At 66.3% G+C, this 21,815-nt stretch carries 19 protein-coding genes; 15 read left to right on the top strand and 4 right to left on the bottom strand.

The annotated features are described in order from the left end of the window. Positions 1–232 precede the first annotated feature (232 nt). The 10 genes from RPC_RS03605 (at position 233) to RPC_RS03560 (ending at position 7,679) form a co-directional block, all read left to right on the top strand. Positions 233–616, top strand: coding sequence for a hypothetical protein (locus tag RPC_RS03605; RefSeq protein ID WP_011471198.1), 384 nt, complete (start codon positions 233–235; stop codon positions 614–616). Between the two features lie 264 nt (positions 617–880). After that, on the top strand, positions 881–1,288 hold the full coding sequence (locus RPC_RS03600) for a hypothetical protein (protein ID WP_011471197.1): 408 nt from the start codon (positions 881–883) through the stop codon (positions 1,286–1,288). 102 nt (positions 1,289–1,390) lie between these two features. After that, on the top strand, positions 1,391–1,804 hold the full coding sequence (hisE, locus tag RPC_RS03595; protein WP_011471196.1) for a phosphoribosyl-ATP diphosphatase: 414 nt from the start codon (positions 1,391–1,393) through the stop codon (positions 1,802–1,804). 62 nt (positions 1,805–1,866) lie between these two features. Beyond that, positions 1,867–2,448 carry a YqaA family protein gene (locus RPC_RS03590; protein WP_041802387.1) on the top strand — a complete coding sequence of 194 codons (582 nt, stop codon included), beginning with the start codon at positions 1,867–1,869 and terminating at the stop codon, positions 2,446–2,448. 105 nt (positions 2,449–2,553) lie between these two features. After that, complete coding sequence (locus RPC_RS03585) at positions 2,554–3,222, top strand: hypothetical protein (RefSeq protein ID WP_011471194.1); 669 nt, start codon at positions 2,554–2,556, stop codon at positions 3,220–3,222. A gap of 129 nt (positions 3,223–3,351) precedes the next feature. Next, positions 3,352–4,320 carry an NAD(P)H-dependent flavin oxidoreductase gene (locus RPC_RS03580; RefSeq protein ID WP_011471193.1) on the top strand — a complete coding sequence of 323 codons (969 nt, stop codon included), beginning with the start codon at positions 3,352–3,354 and terminating at the stop codon, positions 4,318–4,320. 178 nt (positions 4,321–4,498) lie between these two features. Further along, a complete protein-coding gene (locus RPC_RS03575) occupies positions 4,499–5,296 on the top strand; it encodes a thioesterase family protein (RefSeq protein ID WP_011471192.1) in 798 nt (265 codons plus the stop codon). A 96-nt stretch (positions 5,297–5,392) separates the two neighbouring features. After that, positions 5,393–5,623: a hypothetical protein gene (locus RPC_RS03570; protein WP_011471191.1), complete on the top strand. Its 231-nt coding sequence runs from the start codon at positions 5,393–5,395 to the stop codon at positions 5,621–5,623. A 249-nt stretch (positions 5,624–5,872) separates the two neighbouring features. Further along, on the top strand, positions 5,873–6,592 hold the full coding sequence (locus RPC_RS03565; RefSeq protein ID WP_041802385.1) for a hypothetical protein: 720 nt from the start codon (positions 5,873–5,875) through the stop codon (positions 6,590–6,592). 166 nt (positions 6,593–6,758) lie between these two features. Beyond that, a complete protein-coding gene (locus RPC_RS03560; RefSeq protein WP_011471189.1) occupies positions 6,759–7,679 on the top strand; it encodes a S8 family serine peptidase in 921 nt (306 codons plus the stop codon). Between the two features lie 139 nt (positions 7,680–7,818). On the opposite strand, the gene modC is transcribed toward RPC_RS03560, so the two are convergent. The 4 genes from modC to RPC_RS03540 all read right to left on the bottom strand — a co-directional run bounded on the left by modC (position 7,819) and on the right by RPC_RS03540 (position 11,354). Then, entirely contained in the window at positions 7,819–8,964 is a 1,146-nt protein-coding gene (gene modC, locus RPC_RS03555) for a molybdenum ABC transporter ATP-binding protein (RefSeq protein ID WP_011471188.1), read from the bottom strand. Continuing rightward, positions 8,961–9,647 (bottom strand): molybdate ABC transporter permease subunit, encoded by a 687-nt coding sequence (modB, locus tag RPC_RS03550; protein ID WP_011471187.1) that lies wholly within the window; start codon positions 9,645–9,647, stop codon positions 8,961–8,963. The genes modC and modB overlap by 4 nt, the downstream gene beginning before the upstream one ends. Before the next feature lie 136 nt (positions 9,648–9,783). Then, entirely contained in the window at positions 9,784–10,545 is a 762-nt protein-coding gene (modA, locus tag RPC_RS03545; RefSeq protein WP_011471186.1) for a molybdate ABC transporter substrate-binding protein, read from the bottom strand. A gap of 17 nt (positions 10,546–10,562) precedes the next feature. Then, complete coding sequence (locus RPC_RS03540; RefSeq protein ID WP_011471185.1) at positions 10,563–11,354, bottom strand: TOBE domain-containing protein; 792 nt, start codon at positions 11,352–11,354, stop codon at positions 10,563–10,565. A 405-nt stretch (positions 11,355–11,759) separates the two neighbouring features. Between RPC_RS03540 and RPC_RS03535 the strand changes: the two genes are divergently transcribed. From RPC_RS03535 to RPC_RS25925, 5 genes are all read left to right on the top strand, one after another. Next, positions 11,760–16,751 (top strand): 2-oxoacid:acceptor oxidoreductase family protein, encoded by a 4,992-nt coding sequence (locus RPC_RS03535; protein WP_041801351.1) that lies wholly within the window; start codon positions 11,760–11,762, stop codon positions 16,749–16,751. Next, a complete protein-coding gene (locus RPC_RS03530) occupies positions 16,748–19,582 on the top strand; it encodes a sulfide/dihydroorotate dehydrogenase-like FAD/NAD-binding protein (protein ID WP_011471183.1) in 2,835 nt (944 codons plus the stop codon). The genes RPC_RS03535 and RPC_RS03530 overlap by 4 nt, the downstream gene beginning before the upstream one ends. A gap of 129 nt (positions 19,583–19,711) precedes the next feature. Then, on the top strand, positions 19,712–20,449 hold the full coding sequence (locus RPC_RS03525) for a helix-turn-helix transcriptional regulator (protein WP_011471182.1): 738 nt from the start codon (positions 19,712–19,714) through the stop codon (positions 20,447–20,449). Positions 20,450–20,529: 80 nt separating this feature from the next. Then, positions 20,530–21,156, top strand: a complete 627-nt coding sequence (locus RPC_RS03520; RefSeq protein WP_011471181.1) for an acyl-homoserine-lactone synthase — start codon at positions 20,530–20,532, stop codon at positions 21,154–21,156. Between the two features lie 176 nt (positions 21,157–21,332). Further along, positions 21,333–21,506: a hypothetical protein gene (locus RPC_RS25925; RefSeq protein WP_157043119.1), complete on the top strand. Its 174-nt coding sequence runs from the start codon at positions 21,333–21,335 to the stop codon at positions 21,504–21,506. Positions 21,507–21,815: the final 309 nt, after the last annotated feature.

Here is a 21,815-nt window from a genome sequence, read left to right as displayed (position 1 = left end):
AGCCGCGAAGGATGCGGCTGCAAGCCTGGCGCCTGCCCCGCGGCCATCCTTCGAGACGCCCGGCTACGCGCTGCGCGCTTCGCCGGGCTCCTCAGGATGACGGCGGTGGGGTGGAGTGAGCAGGACTCACGCGCCGTTAATGATCTCCATCAAGGTAAACAACCGTCTTGCGTTGACGATTGCCGAGCCCCTGCCAAGAATGCGCCGATCGCAACTCGAGAGGCGTTCAGCCATGACCCTGTCCCGCGTATCTGCCGCTCTCCTCGTATCATCCGCCGTAGCCGCGGTGGCGCTGCCCTCCGCCGCCTCCGCCGGCTGCTACAACTGCTATGCGCCGCCGCCCTGCGTCAGCTGTTATCAGCAGCGCGTCGAACCGCCGCAATACCGCACCGTCGAAGAGACCGTGCTGGTGGCGCCCGGCGCCGTGGTGGCGCACCGCGTGCCGGCGCAGTATCGCACCGTGATGGTGCCGCAGACCGTGATGGTGGCGCCGGAAGCCGTTCAATATGAGCGGATCCCGCCGCAATATGGCGTCCGCCAGCGCGTCGAGATGGTGGCGCCGGCGCGCAGCTACTACGTGCCGGTGGCGCCGCGCTGCGGCGCGTGCGGCTACTGAGGTCACGACGGCGCGCCCTTCAAAGCGGCTCGGGATTTGCGGAACAGCAATGCTGCGCCGCCGAACTGGCGCAGCCCGGCCCTCGAGCATGTCGACGGCGCGCGCCTTGGCCTCACCGGCAAACGCCGGCGAATTCTGACCGGCGGCGGCGTCAAATGCCGGCCGGGCGCGCCGTGCGGCGGTCAGGCTTTAATCTGACGCAGGCGGGAACCTTGGCGAGGGCGCGGGATTGGTCAGCATCGGTATCAGACCGAGGAGTACCAGATGTCCACGCTCACCCGCTCAATGTCCGCTCGCGCTGTGGTGCTCGGCACCGTGGCGGCGCTCGCGATCACGACTTTCGTGCCGACCCCGGTTCAGGCTGCCAGCGCCAGCGCGCCGTTGCCGGTTCCCGCCAGCACGACGGTGGCCGATGCCGGCAACACCGACGTCAGCGCCGCCCGCAAGCAGCGACATGTCCGGCACTACCGCGGTCGCAACAACAATGGCGGCGCGGCAGCCGCGGCGGCCTTCGCCGGGATCATCGGGACGATCGGCGCGATCGCCGCGCAGAACCGCCGCGACGATTACTATTATGACAGCGGCCCCGGCTACTACGGCGGCGGCCCGGGCTATTATCGCGGCGGCCCGGGTTATTACGGGGGACCTGGCGGCTACGGCTACGGCTATTGAGCACGACCTGATCAGCCCGACGACTCATGAAGACGCGCCGGCTACGGCCGGTGCGATTGATTGTTAATAGGATTGCCATGAGTTTCGGTTAGTTTCGTTGCTATGAGTGATTCGCTGGATCGGCTTTATCGGGCGGTGATCGCCGCCAAGGATCTCGACCCCTCGACGTCGCGCACCGCGCGGCTGTTCAAGCGCGGCCCGGCAAAAATGGCCAAAAAGCTCGCCGAAGAGGCGATCGAGGTGGTGATCGACGCCGTCAACGGCAACCGCGACGCCGTGGTGCGGGAGAGCGCCGACCTTCTGTACAATTTGACCGTGCTGTGGGCCTCGGCAGGCGTCTGCCCGGACGACGTCTGGGCCGAGATGCAGCGCCGCGAAACCATGCTCGGGATCGCCGAAAAGCTGCCGAAGAGCACCATCAAGCTGAGGCCGACACCGGCTATGCCGGCCATCGCGCCTCCGGCCCGGCGACCAATCGTCGCAATCGAGGGCCGCGCCGTTCGCAAGCAGCGCTGAAATCCGGGCCGCGGCCTTGGCTCGGCATGGACAAAGCCGGGCTTTGGTGGTTCATCGCCGCCATGCTGAGACGAATCTACGACTGGTGCATCGACGCCGCACACAAGCCCTATGCCCTTTGGGTGATGGGCATGGTTTCGTTCGCGGAGAGTTCGTTCTTTCCGGTGCCGCCGGACGTCATGCTGATTCCGATGTCGCTGGCGCGCCCTGAGCGCGCCTGGCTGTACGCGGCGCTGTGCACCGTGACCTCGGTGCTGGGCGGCGCGGTCGGTTATGCGATCGGTTCGCTGCTGTACGACTCGGTCGGGCATTATGTGATCCAGTTCTACGGCTACGGCGACAAGGTCGAGGCGTTCCGCGCCGGCTACGCCGAATGGGGCGCCTGGATCATCCTGCTGAAGGGCCTGACCCCGATCCCCTACAAGCTCGTCACCATCACGGCTGGCTTTGCCGACTTCAATTTCTGGCAATTCATCGGGCTATCGGTGATCGCGCGCGGCGGCCGGTTCTTCGTGGTGGCGATCCTGCTCAATCGCTACGGCGTCTGGATCCGCGAGCAGATCGAAAAGCGGCTCGGCATGTGGGTCGGAATCGGCGCCGCGGTTCTGGTGTTCGGCTTCGTGATCGCAGCCCGCGCGTTTTGATGTTGTCCCATGCGACGTTAAATACTTTTGACCGTCGGCTCTGACGGGATAGTTTGCGACGATGTCTGATTCCTTCGGTGGGCCGTTGCCGTGATGCGTTCGCCCATGGTGCTTGCGATCCTTGCCTCCACGGCGGTGCAGGCGCCGCAATCGGCATGGCCGCAGACCGCCGCTCCGCCGGCCTTCACCAGCCCCTCCGCGGCACCGGACCGGATCGCGCCGAACCAGCCGCCGCCGGCGCCGCGCCAGGACAATCCCGGCCTGTTCAACGAGATCGGCAAGCTCTGGGACAAGCCGTCGTCGCTGCTGCCGAGCTTCATCAGTCCCGATAGCGCACCCGTGCCGCCGCCCGCCGCCGCGCCCGACGCCGCCGGCACCCCGCCGGGCCCGCCCGAGCGGATGCCGCCGCCGCCGAATTCGACCGTTCCGCCGGCGCCCCCCGTTGCCGCGCCGAGCCGGGCCGCACCAAGTCCGCCGGCGCCGAGCCCGGCCGCGCCGAGCCCGTCGGTGGCGGCTCCGGCAGCTCCGGCGTCCTCCGGTTTGACGCCCACCATGGTGACCGGACGCTCGACCTGCCGCAGCGGAGCCAACGGGGTGCCGGACTGCAACGCCGCCGCCGACGCGCTGTGCCAGGGCAAGGGCTACAAGCAGGGCAAAAGTCTCGCCACCGACTCCGCGGAAAGCTGCTCGGCAAAAATGCTGATCCCCGGGCGGCAGCGCCGACCCGACGACTGCCACACCAATTACATCGTCACCCGGGCGTTCTGCCAATAAGGCGTTGCGCGGGCGACCGGCGTTTGCGCAACGCGTGCTTGCGCGGCAGCGCAGCAATTGCTTTCCTGGTTCCCAGCGGGGGTCGTCGCGGCCGCCGTTCAACGATCAAACAAATTGGGGAACGCCTGAATGTCGATGCCTGCCTTGTTCAAGGGTCGCCTGTCGATTCCGGTAATCGGTGCGCCGCTATTCATAATTTCCGTGCCCGATCTGGTGATCGCGCAATGCAAGGCGGGGGTGGTCGGTTCGTTTCCGGCGCTCAATGCACGGCCGGCGGCGCTGCTCGACGAATGGCTGTCGCAGATCCAGCAAGAACTCGCCGCCTACGACCAGGCGCATCCGGAGAGGCCCTCGGCGCCGTTCGCCGTCAACCAGATCGTGCACAAATCCAACAACCGGCTGGAGCAGGATCTGGCGGTCTGCGAGAAGCACAAGGTGCCGATGATCATCACCTCGCTGGGCGCCCGCGAGGAATTGAATCAGGCAGCGCATGGCTGGGGCGGCATCGTGTTTCACGACGTCATCAACCAGAAATTCGCCCACAAGGCGGTCGAGAAGAGCGCCGACGGGCTGATCCTGGTGTCGGCCGGCGCCGGCGGCCACGCCGGCGAATTGTCGCCGTTCGCCTTCGTCGCCGAGACCAGGCAATGGTTCGACGGCCCGATCGCGCTGTCCGGCGCCATCGCCAACGGCCGCGCCATCAAGGCGGCGCGGATTCTCGGCGCCGATTTCGGCTATATTGGCTCCGCCTTCATCGCCACCCACGAGGCCAATGCGGTACCGCGCTACAAGGAGATGATCACCAGCTCCGGTGCCGAAGACATCGTGTATTCCAACCTGTTCACCGGCGTGCACGGCAACTACCTGAAGCCCTCGATCCTGGCCGCCGGCATGGATCCCGACAACCTGCCGCAGTCTGATCCCTCGAAGATGAGCTTCGGCACCGACGAATCCGGCGAGCGCGCCAAGCCGAAAGCCTGGAAAGAGATCTGGGGCTCCGGCCAGGGCATCGGCAGCATCACCGGCATCGTCTCGGTCGCCGAACTGGTGGCGCGGTTGAAGAGCGAATACGACGACGCGAGCGATCCGGCGCTGTGAAGGCTGCGTCATCATCAACCCGTGTCCCGGACGCGGTGCGGCGCCTTGCGCCGCGCCGTGAGCCGGGACCGTCTCAAGCGCTGCCGTCGTAACGGCCCCGGCTCTGCAGCGCACCACGCCGCAAGTGCGGCGTAGTGCGCTGCGTCCGGGGCACAGAGACCGATAGGATCATCACCTCATGGAAGCCATCTATCGCATCGACGGTGCCAACGTCATCACCCGGCGCTATGCGGCGGGGCCCTGGCATCCGACCATGCAGCACGGCTCGCCGCCCTCGGCGCTGGTGACGTTTCTCGCCGAGCAGATCCCGACGCGCGAGCCGATGCAGATCGTGCGGTTGACCATCGACCTGATGCGCCCGGTGCCGGTGGCGCCTCTGAGCTTCGAGACCGAAGTGCTGCGCGAGGGCCGCAAGATCCAGCTCTGCGCGGTGCGGCTCAAGGCCGAGGGCGTGGTGGTGGTCAGCGCCACGGTGTTGAAGGTGATCATCGGCACCCCGGCGCTGCCCGACGACATCGCGCATCCGCCGATCGACGTGCCGCCGCCCGAGCAGGGCCGCCCGCTGCAGATGCGCCATGACAACAACCCGTTCATCGGCTGCGTCTCGGTGCGTGAAGTACACGGCGGCTTTCTGTCGCTGGGGCCCGGTGCGATCTGGTACCGGCTCGACCGGCCGATGATCGAGGACCAACCCACCTCGCAGGTGATGCGGGCGGCGATCGCGGCGGATTTCAGCAACGCCACCTCGGCGGTGCTGGATTTCAAGGACTGGACCTTCATCAACGCCGACCTCAGCATCAACCTGGCGCGGCCGCCGGTCGGCGACTGGATCCTGCTCAATTCGGAGATGTGGATCGGCGCCGATGGCGCCGGCATCGCCGCCTCAAAGCTCGGCGACGTCAACGGCTATTTCGGCCGCGCGGTGCAGAGCCTGGTGATCGAGCAACGCCAACCGGAATCGGCCGCGGCGAGTTAATCAGCCGTTAACCACGTTGTCCCAACAATGGGCCTCCGCCGCGACGCGAGAGGCTTAGTCCCATGGCGTCCGGCCTGCCGATTGTAGGGCTTCGCCATGCTGTCCGAAAAAACCCCCGCCACGCTCGAGGAAATCCGCACCCGGGTGTACTACGCGCTGCACCGCCATCCGCTGTGCCGCAACGTGCAGTTCGAGATCGTGCCGACGCCGAGAAGCCGCAAGGGCGGCAACTGGACCATCAGCATGCATTCGGTCGAACCCGACGCGCTGTGGGAAGCCTCCGACATCGTCGCCGACATCCAGGACGCCTACCAGCTCGCCGCCTGACGCCGGGCCAGGCCTGAAACGCCACAGATCGACCGGCAGCGGTGGCGAACGCGTCGCCAGGGAACTGATTGCAGTCCCGCGGTCGATTGTTACCACCGCGACCCTGGAACCGGGTTTGGCGCGCGCCGGGATGCTAATCGGCCTTAACCATGATAGCAGCGCCAGCTCCGCCCGGCATGGTTAAGCCTTAATTAATCTGCATTTGTGAGGAAGAAACGTGACGGTCCGCAATCGCGAATGGAGCTTCCATTGACGCGTACAATTACTCTCCTGGCGCTGGGCTGCTGTCTTGTCGCCGGCGCTGCGGCGATCAGCGTGCTGGCCCGTGACAGCGTTCCGGCGGTGCGCGCCGGCCATTTCGCCGACCTGGTGCAGGCGCCGACCAGCAACCGCGAAAGCAAGAAGGACAAGCTGCCGGTGACGCGGGTGGCGCTGCCGGTGGCCGAGCCGGAACCGGCGACGACGGCGGCGAGCCAGCCGTCGATCAGCGAGACATCGACCAGCGAGACATCGACCAGCGAGCCGTCGGCCAGCGAGCCGTTGCGCCAAGCCTTCGCCTCCGACAGCCCGGTCGATCTCGGGTCGTCCTCCATCACCTCCGCGGTCACCATCCCGGCGCTGCCGCCGAAACCGAAAGTCGCCGCCAAGCCGCCGGCGCAAAAGAGCTACACGCTGCTCAGCGACGCGCAGATCGCCGCGATCAAGGGCCGGCTCCGCCTGTCCTCGTCGCAGGAATATTACTGGCCGTCGGTCGAAGACGCGCTGCGCGCCATCGCCCGCAAGATTCACGCGACCCGGCAGGCCAACGCGGCCTCGGGCCCTCCGGTGATCGATCCCGACAGTGAGGAAGTGCAGCAGCTGAAATCCGCCGCGATGCCGCTGTTGTTCCAGTTGCGCGAGGACCAGAAGCAGGAGGTCCGATCGCTGGCCCGGATCATCGGGCTGCACCAGGTCGCCGCGCAGATCTAAGTCCGCGCCGGTGCTGGCCACCGCCGCGCCGCCGCGCAGGCCAGCTCAGCTGCTCTTAAATAAACCGCCCCTCCGTCCCGATCCGACGAAACCTTTTGCCGTTCTGCGCGACTAAGAGATGGGTTGCGCGCTATGCGCGTGGGAATGGCAACGGGCTGAGGCGAACATGGCGCGCGGGGAAACGTCGGCATTCCAGCGGGATCTTCTGTTTGCGTTCGGCGGCGGCGATCCGCGGATCACCATCGCGGTGCTGGACGGCGCGGTGGACCGAACCCATGAGTGTTTTCGCGGCGCGCGGCTGACACCGCTGGACAATGGCTCCTCCTTCCACTGCCCCGATGGCGATACCACCGCATCAGGCTCGCACGCCGCCAGCGTCATTTTCGGCCAGCCCTGCAGCTCGGTAGAAGGCGTGGCGCCACTGTGCCGCGGGCTGATCGTCCCGATCTTCGCCGAGGACGGCCGCGGCTGTTCGTTGCGCAAACTGGCGCGCGCGATCTTCCTCGCCGTCGAACAGGGCGCCCATGTCATCGATGTCAGCGGCGGCCAGTTCGCGCGCTCCGAGCGCCCCGACCCGGTGCTGGCCGAAGCGATCGAGATGTGCGTTCGTCGCAACGTGGCGATCGTCGCGGCCGGCGGCAACGAGGGCTGCGACGAGCTGCTGGATTTGGCCGAGATCGCCCCGGTGCTGGCGGTGTTCACGCTGGAATACTACCGCCGGCGGCTGCGCTCCGTCGACCCGATCGGAATGAAGGCGCTGGTGATTCCCGGATCCAACATCGTCGGCGCGGCCCCCGAGGGCGACGTCACCCGCCGAAGCTGCGCCAACGGCGCCGCCGCGCTGGTCGCCGGCCTGGTCGGGCTGCTGCTCAGCCGCCAGCTTCGGCGCGGCGCCGCGCCGGACCCGCTCGCGGTCCGCGACTTCCTGCTGAAGTTCGCCGGCCGCCACGGCCCGTCCGGCCCGCGGCAAAGTTGCCGGCTGCTGGCCGAGCGCGAGCAGGTGCAGGCCGTGGTCGACCGCATGGGGCTGGGAATCGGCGACGGCTCGATCCCGTTCCCGTTCAACCTGTCGGCGCTCTCGGGTTAGACCAATATGAGCGTCATTCCGGGGCGTGAGGCCGCAGGCCGAGCGAAACCCGGAATCTTGCTGCAAGCAACGCCGCAAACCACGTCGCGAGATTCCGGGTTCACGCGCAGCTTCGCTGCTCGCGCCCCGGAATGACATCTCAGCGGCCGCGCAAACCCGGCGACGACGCATGCGTTCCGGTATTGCGACCGGGCGCCAGCGCCACGCCCTTGACCTGCGCGATCAGCCCGATGCCGTCGGCGAGCTCGAGATGATCCCATGAGCGTCGCGTCACCCGCGCCAGCAGCCGGGCGCCCTCGCCATTGCCGCCGAGCGCCAGCACCACCAGGATTTCGCTGTCGCCGAGCGGATTATGCGACACGATCCGCGCCGGCAGCACGTTGAGGATGCTGGTGTTGTGCGGCAGCTCGCGGGCGAGGCTGACGTCGCCGGCGGCGATCCGTAGCCGGCGGTGCTCGCCGCGCTGCGCCGGAGGCGCCGGCACCAGCAGCCGGCCGCCGTCGACCGCCACGGTCAGTAGGCCGTAGCCTGGGTCGTAATCCTCGACGGTGGCTTCGAAATTCACCGCGGCGTCGCGGCTGGCGGCGAGCGGCAGCGCGGGATCGCTCTGCAACGCGGCGAGCGGCCCCGCGGCCAGCACTTGGCCTTTGCGCATCAGCACCAGATGATCGGCGAGCCGCTCGATCTCCGCCATGTCGTGGCTGACATAGATCACCGGCAGCGCCAGCCGCTCGTGCAGCCGCTCCAGGAACGGCAGGATCTCGTCCTTGGTCAGCCGGTCGAGCGCCGACAGCGGCTCGTCCATCAGCAGCAATTTCGGCTGCGACAACAGCGCCCGGCCGATCGCGACGCGCTGCCGCTCGCCGCCGGACAGGTGCCGCGGCGAACGCTCCAGCAGCGCCGCGAGGCCGAGCAGCTCGATGACCTCGTCGAAGGTGATGCTGTCCCGCGCATGCGCGGCGTCGCGCGGCGCGCCGTACAGCAGGTTGGCCTTCACCGACAAATGCGCAAACAGGCTGGCTTCCTGAAACACGTAGCCGATCGGCCGCTGGTGCGGCTGCCGGAACTGGCTCGCGTCCTGCCAGACGTCGCCGTCGATCGCAAACGTGCTGCCGGGCAGCTGCTGCAGCCCGGCGATGCAGCGCAGCACGGTGGACTTGCCGCAGCCGGACGGACCGAACAGCCCGGTGATGCCGGTGGCCGGCACGGTGAAGGCCGCGTCCAGCGCGAAGCGGCCGAGCGCGCCGCGGAATTGCGCCTGGATGCTGCGCGAAACGTCTCTCATCGGTTGATCCGCGCGGTGCGTTTTTCCAGCAGCATCATGGTGAGGATGACGACGAAGGCGAACGCCGCCATGCCGGCGGCGAGAATATTGGCCTCGCGCCATTGCGAGGTTTCGACGAAATCGAAGATCGCCACCGACAGCACCTTGGTCTTGCCGGGAATGTTGCCGCCGATCATCAGCACGATGCCGAACTCGCCGACGGTGTGGGCGAAGCCGAGCACCGCGCCTGCGAGAAAGCCCGGCCGCGCCAACGGGATCGCCACGGTCCAGAACGCCCGGGTCGGCGACGCCCGCAGTGTGGCGGCGACTTCCAGCGGGCGGTCGCCGATCGCCGCGAAAGCGTTGCGGATCGGCTGCACCACGAACGGCATCGAATAGATCACCGAGCCGAACACCAGGCCTTCGAAGGTGAAGGCCAGCGTGCGGCCGCCCCACAGCCCGGCCAGTGCGCCGCCGGGACCGTCCGGCCCCAGCACCACCAGGAGATAGAAGCCGAGCACGGTCGGCGGCAGCACCAAAGGCAGCGCCACCACCGCGGCGACGGCTTCCTTCCAGGTGGCCTTGGAGCGCGCCAGCCACCAGGCGATCGGCGTGCCGACGATCAAGAGGATCACCGTGGTCAGCGCCGCGAGCTCGATGGTGAGACGGATCGGCTGCCAGATCTCGTTGGATATCCCGCCCATGCGAAGCTCGACCGATCCGGATTTGAGAAGCTACAAGTGATTGAGAAAGACGCAGAGTATTGCAACAAGCACTGCGGGCTCGCTCCCCATGGGAGGCGAGCCCGCGCGCGGAGCGGATGCTGCGACGAGATGCGCGTTAGCTGCTCTTGCCAGCCTCGTAGCCGTATTTCTCGATGATGGCGCGGGCTTCCGGCCCCTTCAAGAAGGCGATGAAGGCGGTGGCGGCTTCGTTGGAGGCGCCCTTCTTCAACAGCACGGCGTCCTGCAGGATCGGCGAATACAACGACTGCGGCACCATCCAGCGCGAGCCGTCCTTGTCGTTGACCACCTGCGACAGCGCGACGAAGCCGACCTCGGCGTTGCCGGTCTGCACGAACTGATAGGCCTGGGTGATGTTGGCGCCTTCGACCAGTTTCGGCTTCAGCGTGTCGTACAGCTTCAGCGCCTTCATCGCCTCCACCGCCGCCGCCCCATAGGGCGCCGCCACCGGGTTGCAGATCGACAGCTTGGCGAACGACGACGCCTTCAGGGTCTCCTCGCCCTTCACCACGCCCGGCGCCTTGCTCCACAGCACCAGCTTGCCGACCGCATAGGTGAAGTTGGAGCCGGGCACGCCGAGGCCGTCATCGACCAGTTTCTTCGGCCGCTCGTTGTCGGCGGACAGGAATACCTGGAACGGCGCGTCCTGGGTGATCTGGGTGTAGAACTGGCCGGAGGCGCCGAAGCTCAGCACCGCCTCGTGGCCGGTCTTGGCCTTGAAGATCGCGGCGATTTCCTTGGCGGCGTCGGTGAAATTGGCGGCCACCGCGACGTTGGTCTGCGCCGCGAAGGCGCTGTTGCCGGCGACGCAGGCGAGCGCGACGCCGAGCGCGAGCTTGAGGCTGGTGATAACTTTCAAGGCTGGTCTCCTATGGGTTAGTCGATGGCGATCAGCACATGGGCTGCGTCGAACAGCGCGCAGGCGGGATCGCCGGGGGAAAGCCCGAGCGCTTCGGCGCTGGAGGCGGTGATGGATGCGGCGAGCGTCTTGTCACCGCCGATGTCGAGCACGATCTCGGCGTTGACGCCGGAGATGTCGATGCGCCGCACCGTGCCGTGCACGCAATTGCGCGCCGACACCTTCGGCGGCTCGGCGCCGGGCGCGATCAGCACGAACGGCGCCTTGATCAGCACGATCGCCTCGCGGCCGACGCACAGCCCGAGGCTGCGCAGGCTCTCGCTGGTGACCAGCGCATAAATGAGAGTGCCGTCGGCCACCGCGACCGCGACTTCGGCGCTCAGCGTATCGGCGCGGATCGCCGTGATGGTGCCGCGAAGCGCGTTGCGGGCGCTGGTCTTCATGAAGAATCCCGAAACCAGGTTGAGAGGGGAAATGCCGCTGCCGGCGAGGTCGGGCTCCAAGGCGCGCAGCACCCGGGCCATTTCGGCCTCCAAGCGGCCGAACGCCTCGATCACCCGCAGCCCGGTCGGGGTCAGCACCGCGCCGCCGCCGGCCTTGCCGCCGGTGCGGCGTTCCAGCAGCGGCTGCCCGAACAGGTTGGTCATGGCGTCGAGCGCGTCCCAGGCCGCCTTGTAGGTCAGACCGGCGGCTTTCGCCCCCGCGGTGATGCTGCCTTCCCGCGCCACCGCCTGCAAAAGCCGGATGCGCTCCCGGCCGACGCCGGAAACATCCTTGCTTTTCAAGGTAACGGTGGCTTCAATGCTCACAGAGGCGCTCGCTGGTCGTCGTATAGCGATTCTATATAACGGATGCGCTGGACGGCAAAGGGTCGTTTGGACGCAGCGCGCGTGGATTTGGTCGAAACGGTGCCCCACTGTTGTGCCGCACTGCGAAATTCTGCGTGCCACGAAATATAATTTCGTGAAAGGCCTCTGAACCTCTCATTTGATGCGCATCAAATCGACGGTATTTGCCCCGTGCTAGGGACAGGCTGCGGTCGGCATAGGGCGACCGTGGCGTCGAATGGCTCATAGGTAGTCAAATCTGAATCTCGAGATCGTTTCGCCAGGCTGCTGCTGATCGCCGCAACCATGGCTGAAGCGTCGTTCGCAATTGCGAAGCGGCGATCGCGGCTCGTTCAGTTGGCAATAAATAAGAATGGACGGACGGCAATGAACGCAAAATATCCCGGCATCTCGACAGTGATCCACGGTAACGGCGCCGTCGCCCAGGTGATGGGCCATGTCTGCGGCGGCGTGATCGGCTACCCGATCACCCCCTCGACCGAAATTTCCGAGATCTACGAGGCGTTCCGCTCCTCCGGCGGCTGCAACGTCTTCGGCAAGCACCCGTTCTTCTTCGAGCCCGAGGGCGAGCATTCGGCGCAGTCCGGCGCGCTCGGCGCCTCCTTGACCGGCGGCAAGTTCGTCTCCAACGCCTCCTCCAGCCAGGGCATCCTGTACGGCCTGGAATCGCACTACGTGACGGTGGGCAAGAAGGTCGGCGGCTTCGTGCTGCAGGTCGCCGCCCGCGTGGTGTCGAAGCATTCGCTCAACGTGATGGCCGGCCATGACGACGTCTATGCGCTGCTGTCGTCGGGCTACACCATCCTGTTCGGCTCCAACCCGCAGCAGGCCGCCGATCTCGCGGCGATCTCCTATAAAGTCAGCGCCACCTCGCTGATCCCGGTCGCCAACGCGATGGACGGCTTCGCCACCTCGCACATGCTCAGCGAAGCCCTGATGCCGGAGCCGGAATTGCTGCGCGAATTCCTCGGCGACCCGGCCGGCCGCATCAAGTGCCCGACCGTCGCTCAGGAGATGCTGTTCGGCGCCAAGGGCCGGGTGTTCCAGCTGAAGCAATACCTCGCCCGCCACAAGGCGGATTTCATCGGCTCCGATCTCGACGCGCTGACCGCGCATCTCGACGCGCACGCCGATGCCATCGAAACCGACAACGACGCGGCGCTGGTCGAAGCCACCCAGCAATGGGTGCCGGAAGAGCTGCAGGGTCAGTGGAAGCGGCAGTGGGTCAACGCGCCCGAGAAGGGCACCCGCCAATTGGTGCCGGCGCTGGTCGATATCGACAATCCCGGCCTCACCGGCGGCGTGCAGAACCAGCCGGACTTCCAGGCCGGCGCGGTCGATCACCGCACCCATTTCGCCAATGCGGTGCCGCACTTCGTCAAACAGGCGATGGACGAATATTCAGCGCTGACCGGCCGCGAATATAAGCCGGTGATGAGCTTCATGGCCGACGACGCCGACCATGTGGTGGTGGGCTTAGGCTCGGTGACCGACGACGCCGAGGCGGTGGCGAGCTATCTGCGGAGCAAAGGCAAGAAGGTCGGCGTGGTGTCGATCAAATTGCTGCAGCCGTTCCCGGAAGGCGATCTGGTCGCGGCCTTGGCCGGCAAAAAGTCCGTCACCGTGCTGGAGCGCTCGGAAGTCACCGCGCTGACCAGCTTGGTGACGCAGGCGCTGTGCAAGGCGCGCGAGAACGCCGACGGCGTCCGCCACGCCGGGATTCCGCCGATCAAGCAATTGCCGAAGCTCACCACCGCGATCTTCGGGCTCGGCGGCCACGACCTGCAGCCGCGCGACATGATCGCCTGCTACGCCAACATGGAGAAGAAGGACTCCGCGCCGTTCGTCTATCTCGGCACGCAGTTCTTCACCAAGGATGCCTCGCCGCGGATGACGGCGCTGCAGGATCGGCTGAAGGCGGCCTATCCGGAAACCGAATTCATGGCGCTGCAGACCGGGCAAAACCCGAACCTGCTGCCGCCGCAGGCGTTCCGCATCCGTTTCCACTCGATCGGCGGCTACGGCACCATCGCCTCCGGCAAGCTGTTGACCGACATTCTCGCCGGTGCGCTCGACATGCACTCGAAGTCCGCGCCGAAATACGGTTCGGAAAAGAGCGGTGCGCCGACCAACTATTACATCACGCTGTCGCCGGAGACAGTGAAAATCACCAACGCCGAATTGGAAGACGTCGAGATCGTGATCTCGCCGGACCACAAGGTGTTCATCCACACCAATCCGTTGCGCGGCCTGGTCGAAGGCGGCACCTTCATCCTGCAGACCAATCTGACGGCGCTCGAAGTCTGGCGCGAGCTGCCGGCCAAGATCCGCGCCACCATCCGTAACAAGAAGATCAAGTTCTACGTGATCGACGCCTTCGCGGTCGCCAAGCGCCACGCGCCGACCGCCGAACTGGAAACCCGCATGATGGGCATCGCCTTCATCGGCGCGGTGTGCGGCAACGTCGATCGCGTGGTGGCGGACGCCTCGCAGGAAGCCATGCTGACCAAGATCCGCCAGCAGATCTCCAAGAAGTTCGGCGCCAAGGGCGGCGCGGTGGTCGAAGGCAACATGGCGGTGATCCGCGAAGGTGTCGAAGCCACTCACAAGGTCGACTACGACGCCCCCGACTTCGCCGAAAGCGCAATCGCCGCGGCGCCGAAGGCCAAGCGCGACGCCTCGCTGTCGGCCTCGATGTGCCGCGCCGCGGGCCCGGCCTCGGCCGCGGGCTTCCTCGATCCGGAATATTACGACGACGTGCTGGGCGCCCCGTTCCGCGACGGCACCATCGCGGATGCGCCGGTGCTGCCCGGCATGGGCATGTTCATGCCGGCGGGCTCCGCCGCGATGAAGGACAAGGGTCTGTTCCGCCGCAACGTGCCGCAGTTCAACCCGGATCAATGCACCGGCTGTCTGGAATGCGCGCTGGTCTGCCCGGACGCCGCGATCCCCAACACCGTGCACGACATCCACGAGCTGATTGCCACCGCGATCAAGCAGCTCGATATCGCCCCGGCGCAGCGCGACGCGCTCTCCGCGCAGGTCCGCGACCTCAGCGAAGCGGTGCGCGAGATCTATCGCACCAGCAAGGACAACACCCCGTTCCATGCCATCGTGGCGCAGGCCGCGGCCTCGCTCGATATCGACAACGCCACCTTGAAGCGCAACCTCGGCAGGCTCGCAGCTGCCCTCGAAGTCTATCCGGTGGCGCGCACCCGACCGTATTTCGACGCCATGGAGAAGGCGCAGCCGGGCTCCGGCGGGCTGTATTCGGTCTCGGTCGATCCGTGGAAGTGCACCGGCTGTCTGGAATGCGTCGATGTCTGCGGACCCGGCGCGCTGGTCGATCGCGAACAGGACGAGCCGCTGCTGGAGGAATTGCAGGCCCGGTTCGAATTCTTCAGCCACACGCCGAACACCCCGGCGCGGTTCGTCGACGGCGCCACCCAGCCCGGCGGCGAGGCCAAGCGGCTGATCCTCGACCGCGCCAATTACTACGCCACCACCGGCGGCCACGGCGCCTGCCGCGGCTGCGGCGAGGTCACGGCGATCCGGCTGGTCACCGCGACCAACCACGCGCTGCACGACAAGCGACGCAAGGACCACACCCGCGAGCTGGAAGCTTTGATCGGCGAACTCACCGCCAAGCGCGACGCGGTGGCGGCGAAGGGCGACGACGCGCCCCGGGTCGCACGGCTCGACCGCACGCTGAAGACGCTGGAAAAGCGGCTCTATCTCTATGAGAGCGGCCCGACCGGCAACGGCCCGGCCGGCATGGTGATCGCCAACGCGACCGGCTGCTCCAGCGTCTATGCCTCGACCTTCCCGTTCAACCCCTACACCGATCCGTGGGTCAACAGCCTGTTCCAGGATACGCCGGCGGTCGCCAAGGGCATCTTCGAAGGCCTCACCGCCACCGCGTCGGAAGATTTCGCCGCGCTGCGCATCGCCAGACTGGAATTGCAGGACGCCTACAATCCGGCCAAGCACGACAATCAGTTCCGTTACTTCGGCTGGGCCTCGTTCACGCCGGAGGAACGCGCGCTGCTGCCGACCGTGCTCAGCATGGGCGGCGACGGCGCCACCTACGACATCGGCTTCGGCGCGCTGTCGCGGCTGTTGTCGACCGCGACGCCGATCAAGGTGGTGGTGCTGAACACCGGCGCCTATTCCAACACCGGCGGGCAGACCTCCACGGCGAGCCTCACCGGCCAGGATTCCGACCTGTCGCGGTTCGGCGTCGCCAATACCGGCAAGCAGGAATCCCGCAAGGAGCTTGGCCTGATCGCCTCGTTCCATCCCAACGTATTCGTGGTGCAGACCTCGACCGCGCTGCAGGGCCACTTCCTGAAGAACGTGCTGGAGTATCTCAACTACAGCGACTCGCCGGCGGTGCTCGACGTCTATACGCCGTGCCAGGCCGAGCATGGCATCGGCGACGCGGTCGCCAACCGCCAGGCCCGCAAGGCGGTGGAAAGCCGGATGAACCCGGTGTTCGTGCACGACCCGCGCCGCGGCTCCAACCTGCACAGCGCGTTCTCGCTCGACGGCAACCCGGAGCCCGATCAGGACTGGGCGGCGCAGTCGATCGAATATGTCGACGACAACGGCGCCACCCAACTGCTCAAGACCGCGGTGACGCCGGCCGACTTCGCCTACACCGAGGTGCGCTTCAAGAAGCAGTTCAAGAAGCTAGCCGCCGACGCCGATGGCGTCGTGGTGCAGGACTATGTGGCGCTCAGCCCCGACCAGCGCGTCGGCAAGACGCCGTTCATCTACGCCACCGACGCCGACAAGCGGCTGATCAAGCTTTCGGTCGGCGCCGCGGTGATCCGGCTGGTCGAGGAGCGGCGCAAATATTGGCGCACGCTGCAGTTCCTCAGCGGCCTCGACGTTCGCCAGATCGACGAGACCCACCGCGTCGAACTCGACGCGCTGCTGCGGCAATACGAAGACTCGCTGAAGGCGCGGGAAACCTCGCTGGATTCGATCGCCCGCGGCATGAGCGAACTCGCCGCGTCGTCGAATGCACCCGCCGCCGGCGGCTTCGCCGGACTGATGGCGGGGCTGGCCCCGGCCGCGGCGGCACCTGCCACCAACGGCGCCAAGGCGCCGATCACCAGCGGCAACGTGCCGATCACCATCTCCGAAGATGATCTCGCCAAGTGCACCAACTGCAAGAGCTGCTACCAGGACGTCGGCGAGGTGTTCGAGCCGACCAAGATCGTGGTCGACGGCGTCACCAAGGACGTCGCCCATGTGATCCCGGGCGTGTTCGGCAAACTCAAGATTACGCCTGAACTGTCGGCCAAGCTGAGCCGGGCGGCGGCGAATTGCGACGCGGAGATCATCCGATGAGCGGCATCACCGGCGCGGTCCCCAACGAGCTGCTGCGCTACGAACAGGCGCGCAGCACGCTCGAAACCACCCGCAGCGAGCTCGAAGAGCTGCAGCATAGCGAAGCGGTCAGCGTGTTTCAGAAGCAGATCGCGCTGTTGCAGAAGCGGCTCTTGAACGATCCGGCGTCGCTGCGCGACATGTTCATCAATGACGGCACCCAGGCGATCGTCTGGGAATTCCAGCAGCCGGCGCTGGGGCTCGGTTTCACCGTGACGATGTGGGACTTGTTGAAGCGCGGCGACGACATGAGCACGATCCTGCAGCGCTTCATCTGGGCGCTGCCGTTGAAGTTCAAGCGCAAGTTCATCAAGGCGATCGATAGCCATCTGTCGGACAGCTACCCGATGTTCCGCGGGCTGTCGGAAGGCTGGCCCGGCGAGAACTTCATTCCGCCCTATATCCGCCCGGCGGAAGAGCGGATGTTCGACTTCGATCTCGTGAACCAGGGCTATCTCGGCTACACCAGCCTCGGCTACAGCGTCCGCGAGGTCGAACTGTTCGTCTGGCTGGAAGTGCTGCGCGACAAGCAGTGCGACGACAAGCCCTGCGAAATCGGCCTATTGATCGCCGGCAAGAGCGAGCCGAAGGGCGGCTGCCCGGTCAAGATTCACATTCCGGAAATGCTCGACCTGCTCGGCACCGGCCGCCACCGCGAGGCGCTGGAGCTGATCGAAAGCTGCAACCCGCTGCCCAACGTGACGGGGCGGGTCTGTCCGCAGGAATTGCAGTGCCAGGGCGTCTGCACCCACACCAAGCGGCCGATCGAGATCGGCCAGCTGGAATGGTACCTGCCGCAGCACGACAAGCTGGTGAACCCGGACGCCAACCAGCGCTTCGCCGGCATGCTCAGCCCGTGGGCGGCGGCGACCAAGCCGCCGATCGCGGTGGTCGGCTCCGGCCCCGCAGGCCTGATCAACGCTTATCTGCTCGCCGCGGAAGGCTTCCCGGTCACGGTGTTCGAGGCGTTCCACGACCTCGGCGGCGTGCTGCGCTACGGCATTCCCGAGTTCAGATTGCCGAATTCGCTGATCGACGACGTGGTGGAGAAGATCACGCTGCTCGGCGGCCGCTTCGTGCGCAACTTCGTGGTCGGCAAGACCGCGACGCTGGAAGATCTCAAAGCCGCCGGCTTCTGGAAAGTATTTCTCGGTACCGGCGCCGGTCTGCCGACCTTCATGAACGTGCCCGGCGAACATCTGTTGGGCGTGATGTCGGCCAACGAGTTCCTGACCCGCGTCAACCTGATGCGCGGGCTCGACGACAAGTACGAGACCCCGTTGCCGGAGATCCGCGGCAAAGAGGTGTTCGTGATCGGCGGCGGCAACACCGCGATGGACGCGGCCCGCACCGCCAAACGGCTCGGCGGCAACGTCACCATCGTGTATCGCCGCACCCAGAAGGAAATGCCGGCGCGCGTCGAGGAACTGCATCACGCGCTGGAAGAAGGCATCAACCTCGCGGTGCTGCGCGGCCCGAGTGAATTCATCGGCGACGGCAAGACCAACTTCGTCACCCACGCGGTGCTCGACGTCAACGAACTCGGCGCCCCGGACAAGTCCGGCCGCCGCAGCCCGACGCCGACCGGCAAGGTCGAACGGGTGCCGGTCGATCTCGTCATCATGGCGCTCGGCAACACCGCCAACCCGATCATGAAGGACGCCGAGCCCGAGCTGAAGACCAATAAATGGGGCACCATCGAGGTCGAGCGGAACTCGCAGCGCACCTCGATCAAGGACGTCTATTGCGGCGGCGACGCCGCGCGCGGCGGCTCCACGGCGATCCGTGCGGCCGGCGACGGCCAGGCCGCGGCGAAGGAAATCGTCGGCGAGATTCCGTTCTCCTCCGCCGAGATCACCACCATGGTGGCCAATGCGGCGCGCTACACCGAACTCGGCCAGATGAAGCCGACCATCGTCGACAAGATCGAACTGGCCGGCGGCATCGTCGAATTCGTGGTGCGCTCGCCGATGGTGGCGAAGGCGGCGCAGGCGGGACAATTCGTCCGGGTGCTGCCGTGGGACAAGGGCGAGCTGATCCCGCTGACGCTGGCGGATTGGGATGTCGAGGCCGGCACTATCGATCTGGTGGTGCAAGGCATGGGCACCTCGTCCTTGGAAATCAACCGGATGGCGATCGGCGACGCGTTCTCCGGCATCGCCGGTCCGCTCGGCCGCGCCTCGGAGCTGCATCGCTACGAGGGCAACCAGACGGTAGTGTTCACTGCCGGCGGCGTCGGTCTGCCGCCGGTCTATCCGATCATGCGGGCGCATCTGAAGCTCGGCAATCACGTCACGCTGATCTCCGGCTTCCGCGCCAAGGACTTCCTGTTCTGGACCGGCGAGCAGGAGCGGGTCGGCAAATTGCAGGCCGAGTTCGGCGATCAGCTCGAGGTGACCTACACCACCAATGACGGCAGCTTCGGCGTCAAGGGCTTCGTCTCCGGACCGCTCGAGGAGATGCTGAAGGCCAACCAAGCAGGCAAGGGCCGCACCATCGCCGAAGTGATCGCGATCGGACCGCCGCTGATGATGCGGGCGATCAGTGACCTCACCAAGCCTTATGGGGTGAAGACCGTGGCGAGCCTCAACTCGATCATGGTCGATGCCACCGGGATGTGCGGCGCCTGCATGGTGCCGGTGACCATCGACGGTAAGATGGTCCGCAAGCACGCCTGCATCGATGGTCCCGAACTCGACGCCCACATCATCGATTGGGACAAATTCCTGCCGCGCTTCAATCAGTTCAAGGCCCAGGAGCTGGACAGCAAGAAGAAGCACGGCTTCGCCTGATCGTAACGTCCCCCGGCGCGGATCCCGCGCCGGGGCGAATCTCGCCCCGATCGGCGCCCGCCGTTGTCGACCCCGTTGCGGTGTGTAATAGTTGCGAAGATCTCGTTCGGCGGTACGAGGACAACGCGAATGCCCGGCTCGGAATTCAGGCATTTTGACCGGGCTCTGGCCGCGATCGAGCGTTTTCAAACCACGACCTCGCCGCGAGCGCTGATCGATGCGGTCCGCGACGCCGCAGCCGCCTACGGCTATCGGTCCTTCGTGATCGCCGCGGCGCCCAAGCTCGCTTGCAACGCCTTCGACAAGCGGGTCTTGCTGCGGCATTGGCCGGAAGCCTGGTTCGGTCAATACCTGCAGGACAACTACCAAGATCACGACCCGATCGCGGCGCATGCGCGCCAGCAGACCCGGGCGTTCTGCTGGTCCGACGCGCCGTGGGACAGGTCGGACAAAAAGACCGCGGCGGTGATGGACTGCGCGGCGCACGACTACGACATGCGGCGCGGCTTCTGCGTGCCGATCTTCGGCATGCGGGGCTACGAGGCCGCGATCTCGTTCGGCGGCCCCGAGATCGACGCCAGCCCGGCGGCGACGGCGGCGATGGAGCTGATCGCGATCTATGCGATGAATCAGTTGATGACGATGCGCGAGCCCCCCGCGCGGCGGCAAACCACGCTGTCGCCGCGAGAGCGCGAGGTCGTCGCCTGGGCGGCGGTCGGCAAGACCGCGTGGGACACCGCGCGGATTTTGGCGATCTCCACCGACACCGTGAACAAACACATGGCCTCGGCGATGCGCAAGCTCGACGCCTGTACCAAGACCCAGGCGGTGGTGGAGTCGATCCGACGCGGCGAGATCGAGCTGTGAGGAGTCAATACCCAGTTCTCTGAATAGAGCCGCGCCGGGCCGCCGTGCCCTGCTCCTACGGGCAACCGCAGGAGCGCATCATGATCCGGGTGATCGACCAGGCCAATCAACTCCGCTACCGCGAAATCTTGGAGCGCCAGTTCCGCTTCCGCCACGAGATCTTCGTCAAGGAGCGCGGCTGGACCGACTTCGAGAAGGACGGCCGCTACGAGGTCGATCAGTACGACAACGAGAAGACCGTCTATGTCGTGGCCCTCGACGACGAACGGGTGATCGGTTGTTTCCGGCTGTATCCGACGCAGGCGCCGCACATGCTGAGCGAGGTCTTTTCCTATCTGGTCGACGGAGCGGTGCCGCAACGCAGCGATATGCTGGAAATGACCAGGATGTCGGTGTCGCGCGACAGGCGCGGCGGCAGCACCTACTACGAACTGCTCGCCGGACTGCAGGAATACGGCCTGCAACAAGGGCTCTGCGCGGTCACCGCGGTGATCCGTTCGTTCCGGATGCCGGTGGTGCAGGACGCCGGATTTCGGGTTCACCCCTTGGGCCTGCCGCGCGAGGTCAATGGCGAAACGCTGATGGCGGTGATGTTCGAGATCGGCGAGGACTCGCTGGAGCGGGTCCGGCGCACCGCAGGCATCGGCGTGCCGGTGCTGGAGCCGATACCGCAACCTGCGGGCGCATTGCAGCGCAAGCTCGCCTAACGGTAAGGGCCATCGATCGCGGGGGTCAATGGTCAGTTCTTGCCATGGATCGCCGAGCGAGATTGTTGAATTCTGTACGGCCGTGGCGAATTGGCCGCCACCGCGGAATGCAGTCGCGCTGGCTGATCGACCATCCCGAACCAGCGCCTTGCACCAGGCGAGAGAGTGAGGCTGACATGCCGATCCCGGAAGAATTTGCGTGGCTGTCCGACAAGTTGGAGGAGTGCATCGAACAGGCCGAGGCCTTGAAGCTCGGCCATGCGGTGCTGCTGATCAAGATGGCGGCGATGGAAGTGGCCGATCAGTCGATCGAACGCGACGTCGAGTTCGCCCGCCGCGAGGTGTCCTGATCGCGACGACGCCGCGTCCAGACCTCGACCCCATTCGAAACGCGGCGATCCTGCCCGCCGCGATCGGCTTGAACCATCGCCGAGCTGGTAAATGCCACGGCGCGGAACGGTCCCACGTGCTGGGGTATCTTGTCGCAGCCGCACGGCCGAAGCCGTGCGCGATGCGCGCTACCGGCCGGCCGGCTCGTCGTTAGCGCCACGCGATGCGGCGGCGGTCGCATTGAAGCCATGAGAGTCGTGCTAGATTGAGCACGATTTTTCCGAAAACCGGCATCCGATTTTCGGGATCATCCTCTCCAACAAGCGAGC

It is taken from the genome of Rhodopseudomonas palustris BisB18 (assembly GCF_000013745.1).
In the GTDB taxonomy this organism is placed as follows: Bacteria; Pseudomonadota; Alphaproteobacteria; order Rhizobiales; family Xanthobacteraceae; genus Rhodopseudomonas_A; species Rhodopseudomonas_A palustris_F.
Note: the sequence above shows the minus strand (reverse complement) of the source record. Positions and strands in the feature narration are given on the sequence as shown.

What these genes read in the sequence shown, in the direction of transcription:
- RPC_RS03580 (WP_011471193.1), top strand. Translation starts at nt 3,352, where the DNA reads ATGTCGATGCCTGCCTTGTTCAAGGGTCGCCTGTCGATTCCGGTAATC.
- RPC_RS03570 (WP_011471191.1), top strand. Translation starts at nt 5,393, where the DNA reads ATGCTGTCCGAAAAAACCCCCGCCACGCTCGAGGAAATCCGCACCCGG.
- RPC_RS03585 (WP_011471194.1), top strand. Translation starts at nt 2,554, where the DNA reads ATGGTGCTTGCGATCCTTGCCTCCACGGCGGTGCAGGCGCCGCAATCG.
- RPC_RS03605 (WP_011471198.1), top strand. Translation starts at nt 233, where the DNA reads ATGACCCTGTCCCGCGTATCTGCCGCTCTCCTCGTATCATCCGCCGTA.
- RPC_RS03575 (WP_011471192.1), top strand. Translation starts at nt 4,499, where the DNA reads ATGGAAGCCATCTATCGCATCGACGGTGCCAACGTCATCACCCGGCGC.
- hisE (WP_011471196.1), top strand. Translation starts at nt 1,391, where the DNA reads ATGAGTGATTCGCTGGATCGGCTTTATCGGGCGGTGATCGCCGCCAAG.
- RPC_RS03560 (WP_011471189.1), top strand. Translation starts at nt 6,759, where the DNA reads ATGGCGCGCGGGGAAACGTCGGCATTCCAGCGGGATCTTCTGTTTGCG.
- RPC_RS03525 (WP_011471182.1), top strand. Translation starts at nt 19,712, where the DNA reads ATGCCCGGCTCGGAATTCAGGCATTTTGACCGGGCTCTGGCCGCGATC.
- modC (WP_011471188.1), bottom strand. Translation starts at nt 8,964, where the DNA reads ATGAGAGACGTTTCGCGCAGCATCCAGGCGCAATTCCGCGGCGCGCTC.
- RPC_RS25925 (WP_157043119.1), top strand. Translation starts at nt 21,333, where the DNA reads ATGCCGATCCCGGAAGAATTTGCGTGGCTGTCCGACAAGTTGGAGGAG.
- RPC_RS03530 (WP_011471183.1), top strand. Translation starts at nt 16,748, where the DNA reads ATGAGCGGCATCACCGGCGCGGTCCCCAACGAGCTGCTGCGCTACGAA.
- RPC_RS03600 (WP_011471197.1), top strand. Translation starts at nt 881, where the DNA reads ATGTCCACGCTCACCCGCTCAATGTCCGCTCGCGCTGTGGTGCTCGGC.
- RPC_RS03535 (WP_041801351.1), top strand. Translation starts at nt 11,760, where the DNA reads ATGAACGCAAAATATCCCGGCATCTCGACAGTGATCCACGGTAACGGC.
- modB (WP_011471187.1), bottom strand. Translation starts at nt 9,647, where the DNA reads ATGGGCGGGATATCCAACGAGATCTGGCAGCCGATCCGTCTCACCATC.
- RPC_RS03590 (WP_041802387.1), top strand. Translation starts at nt 1,867, where the DNA reads ATGCTGAGACGAATCTACGACTGGTGCATCGACGCCGCACACAAGCCC.
- RPC_RS03520 (WP_011471181.1), top strand. Translation starts at nt 20,530, where the DNA reads ATGATCCGGGTGATCGACCAGGCCAATCAACTCCGCTACCGCGAAATC.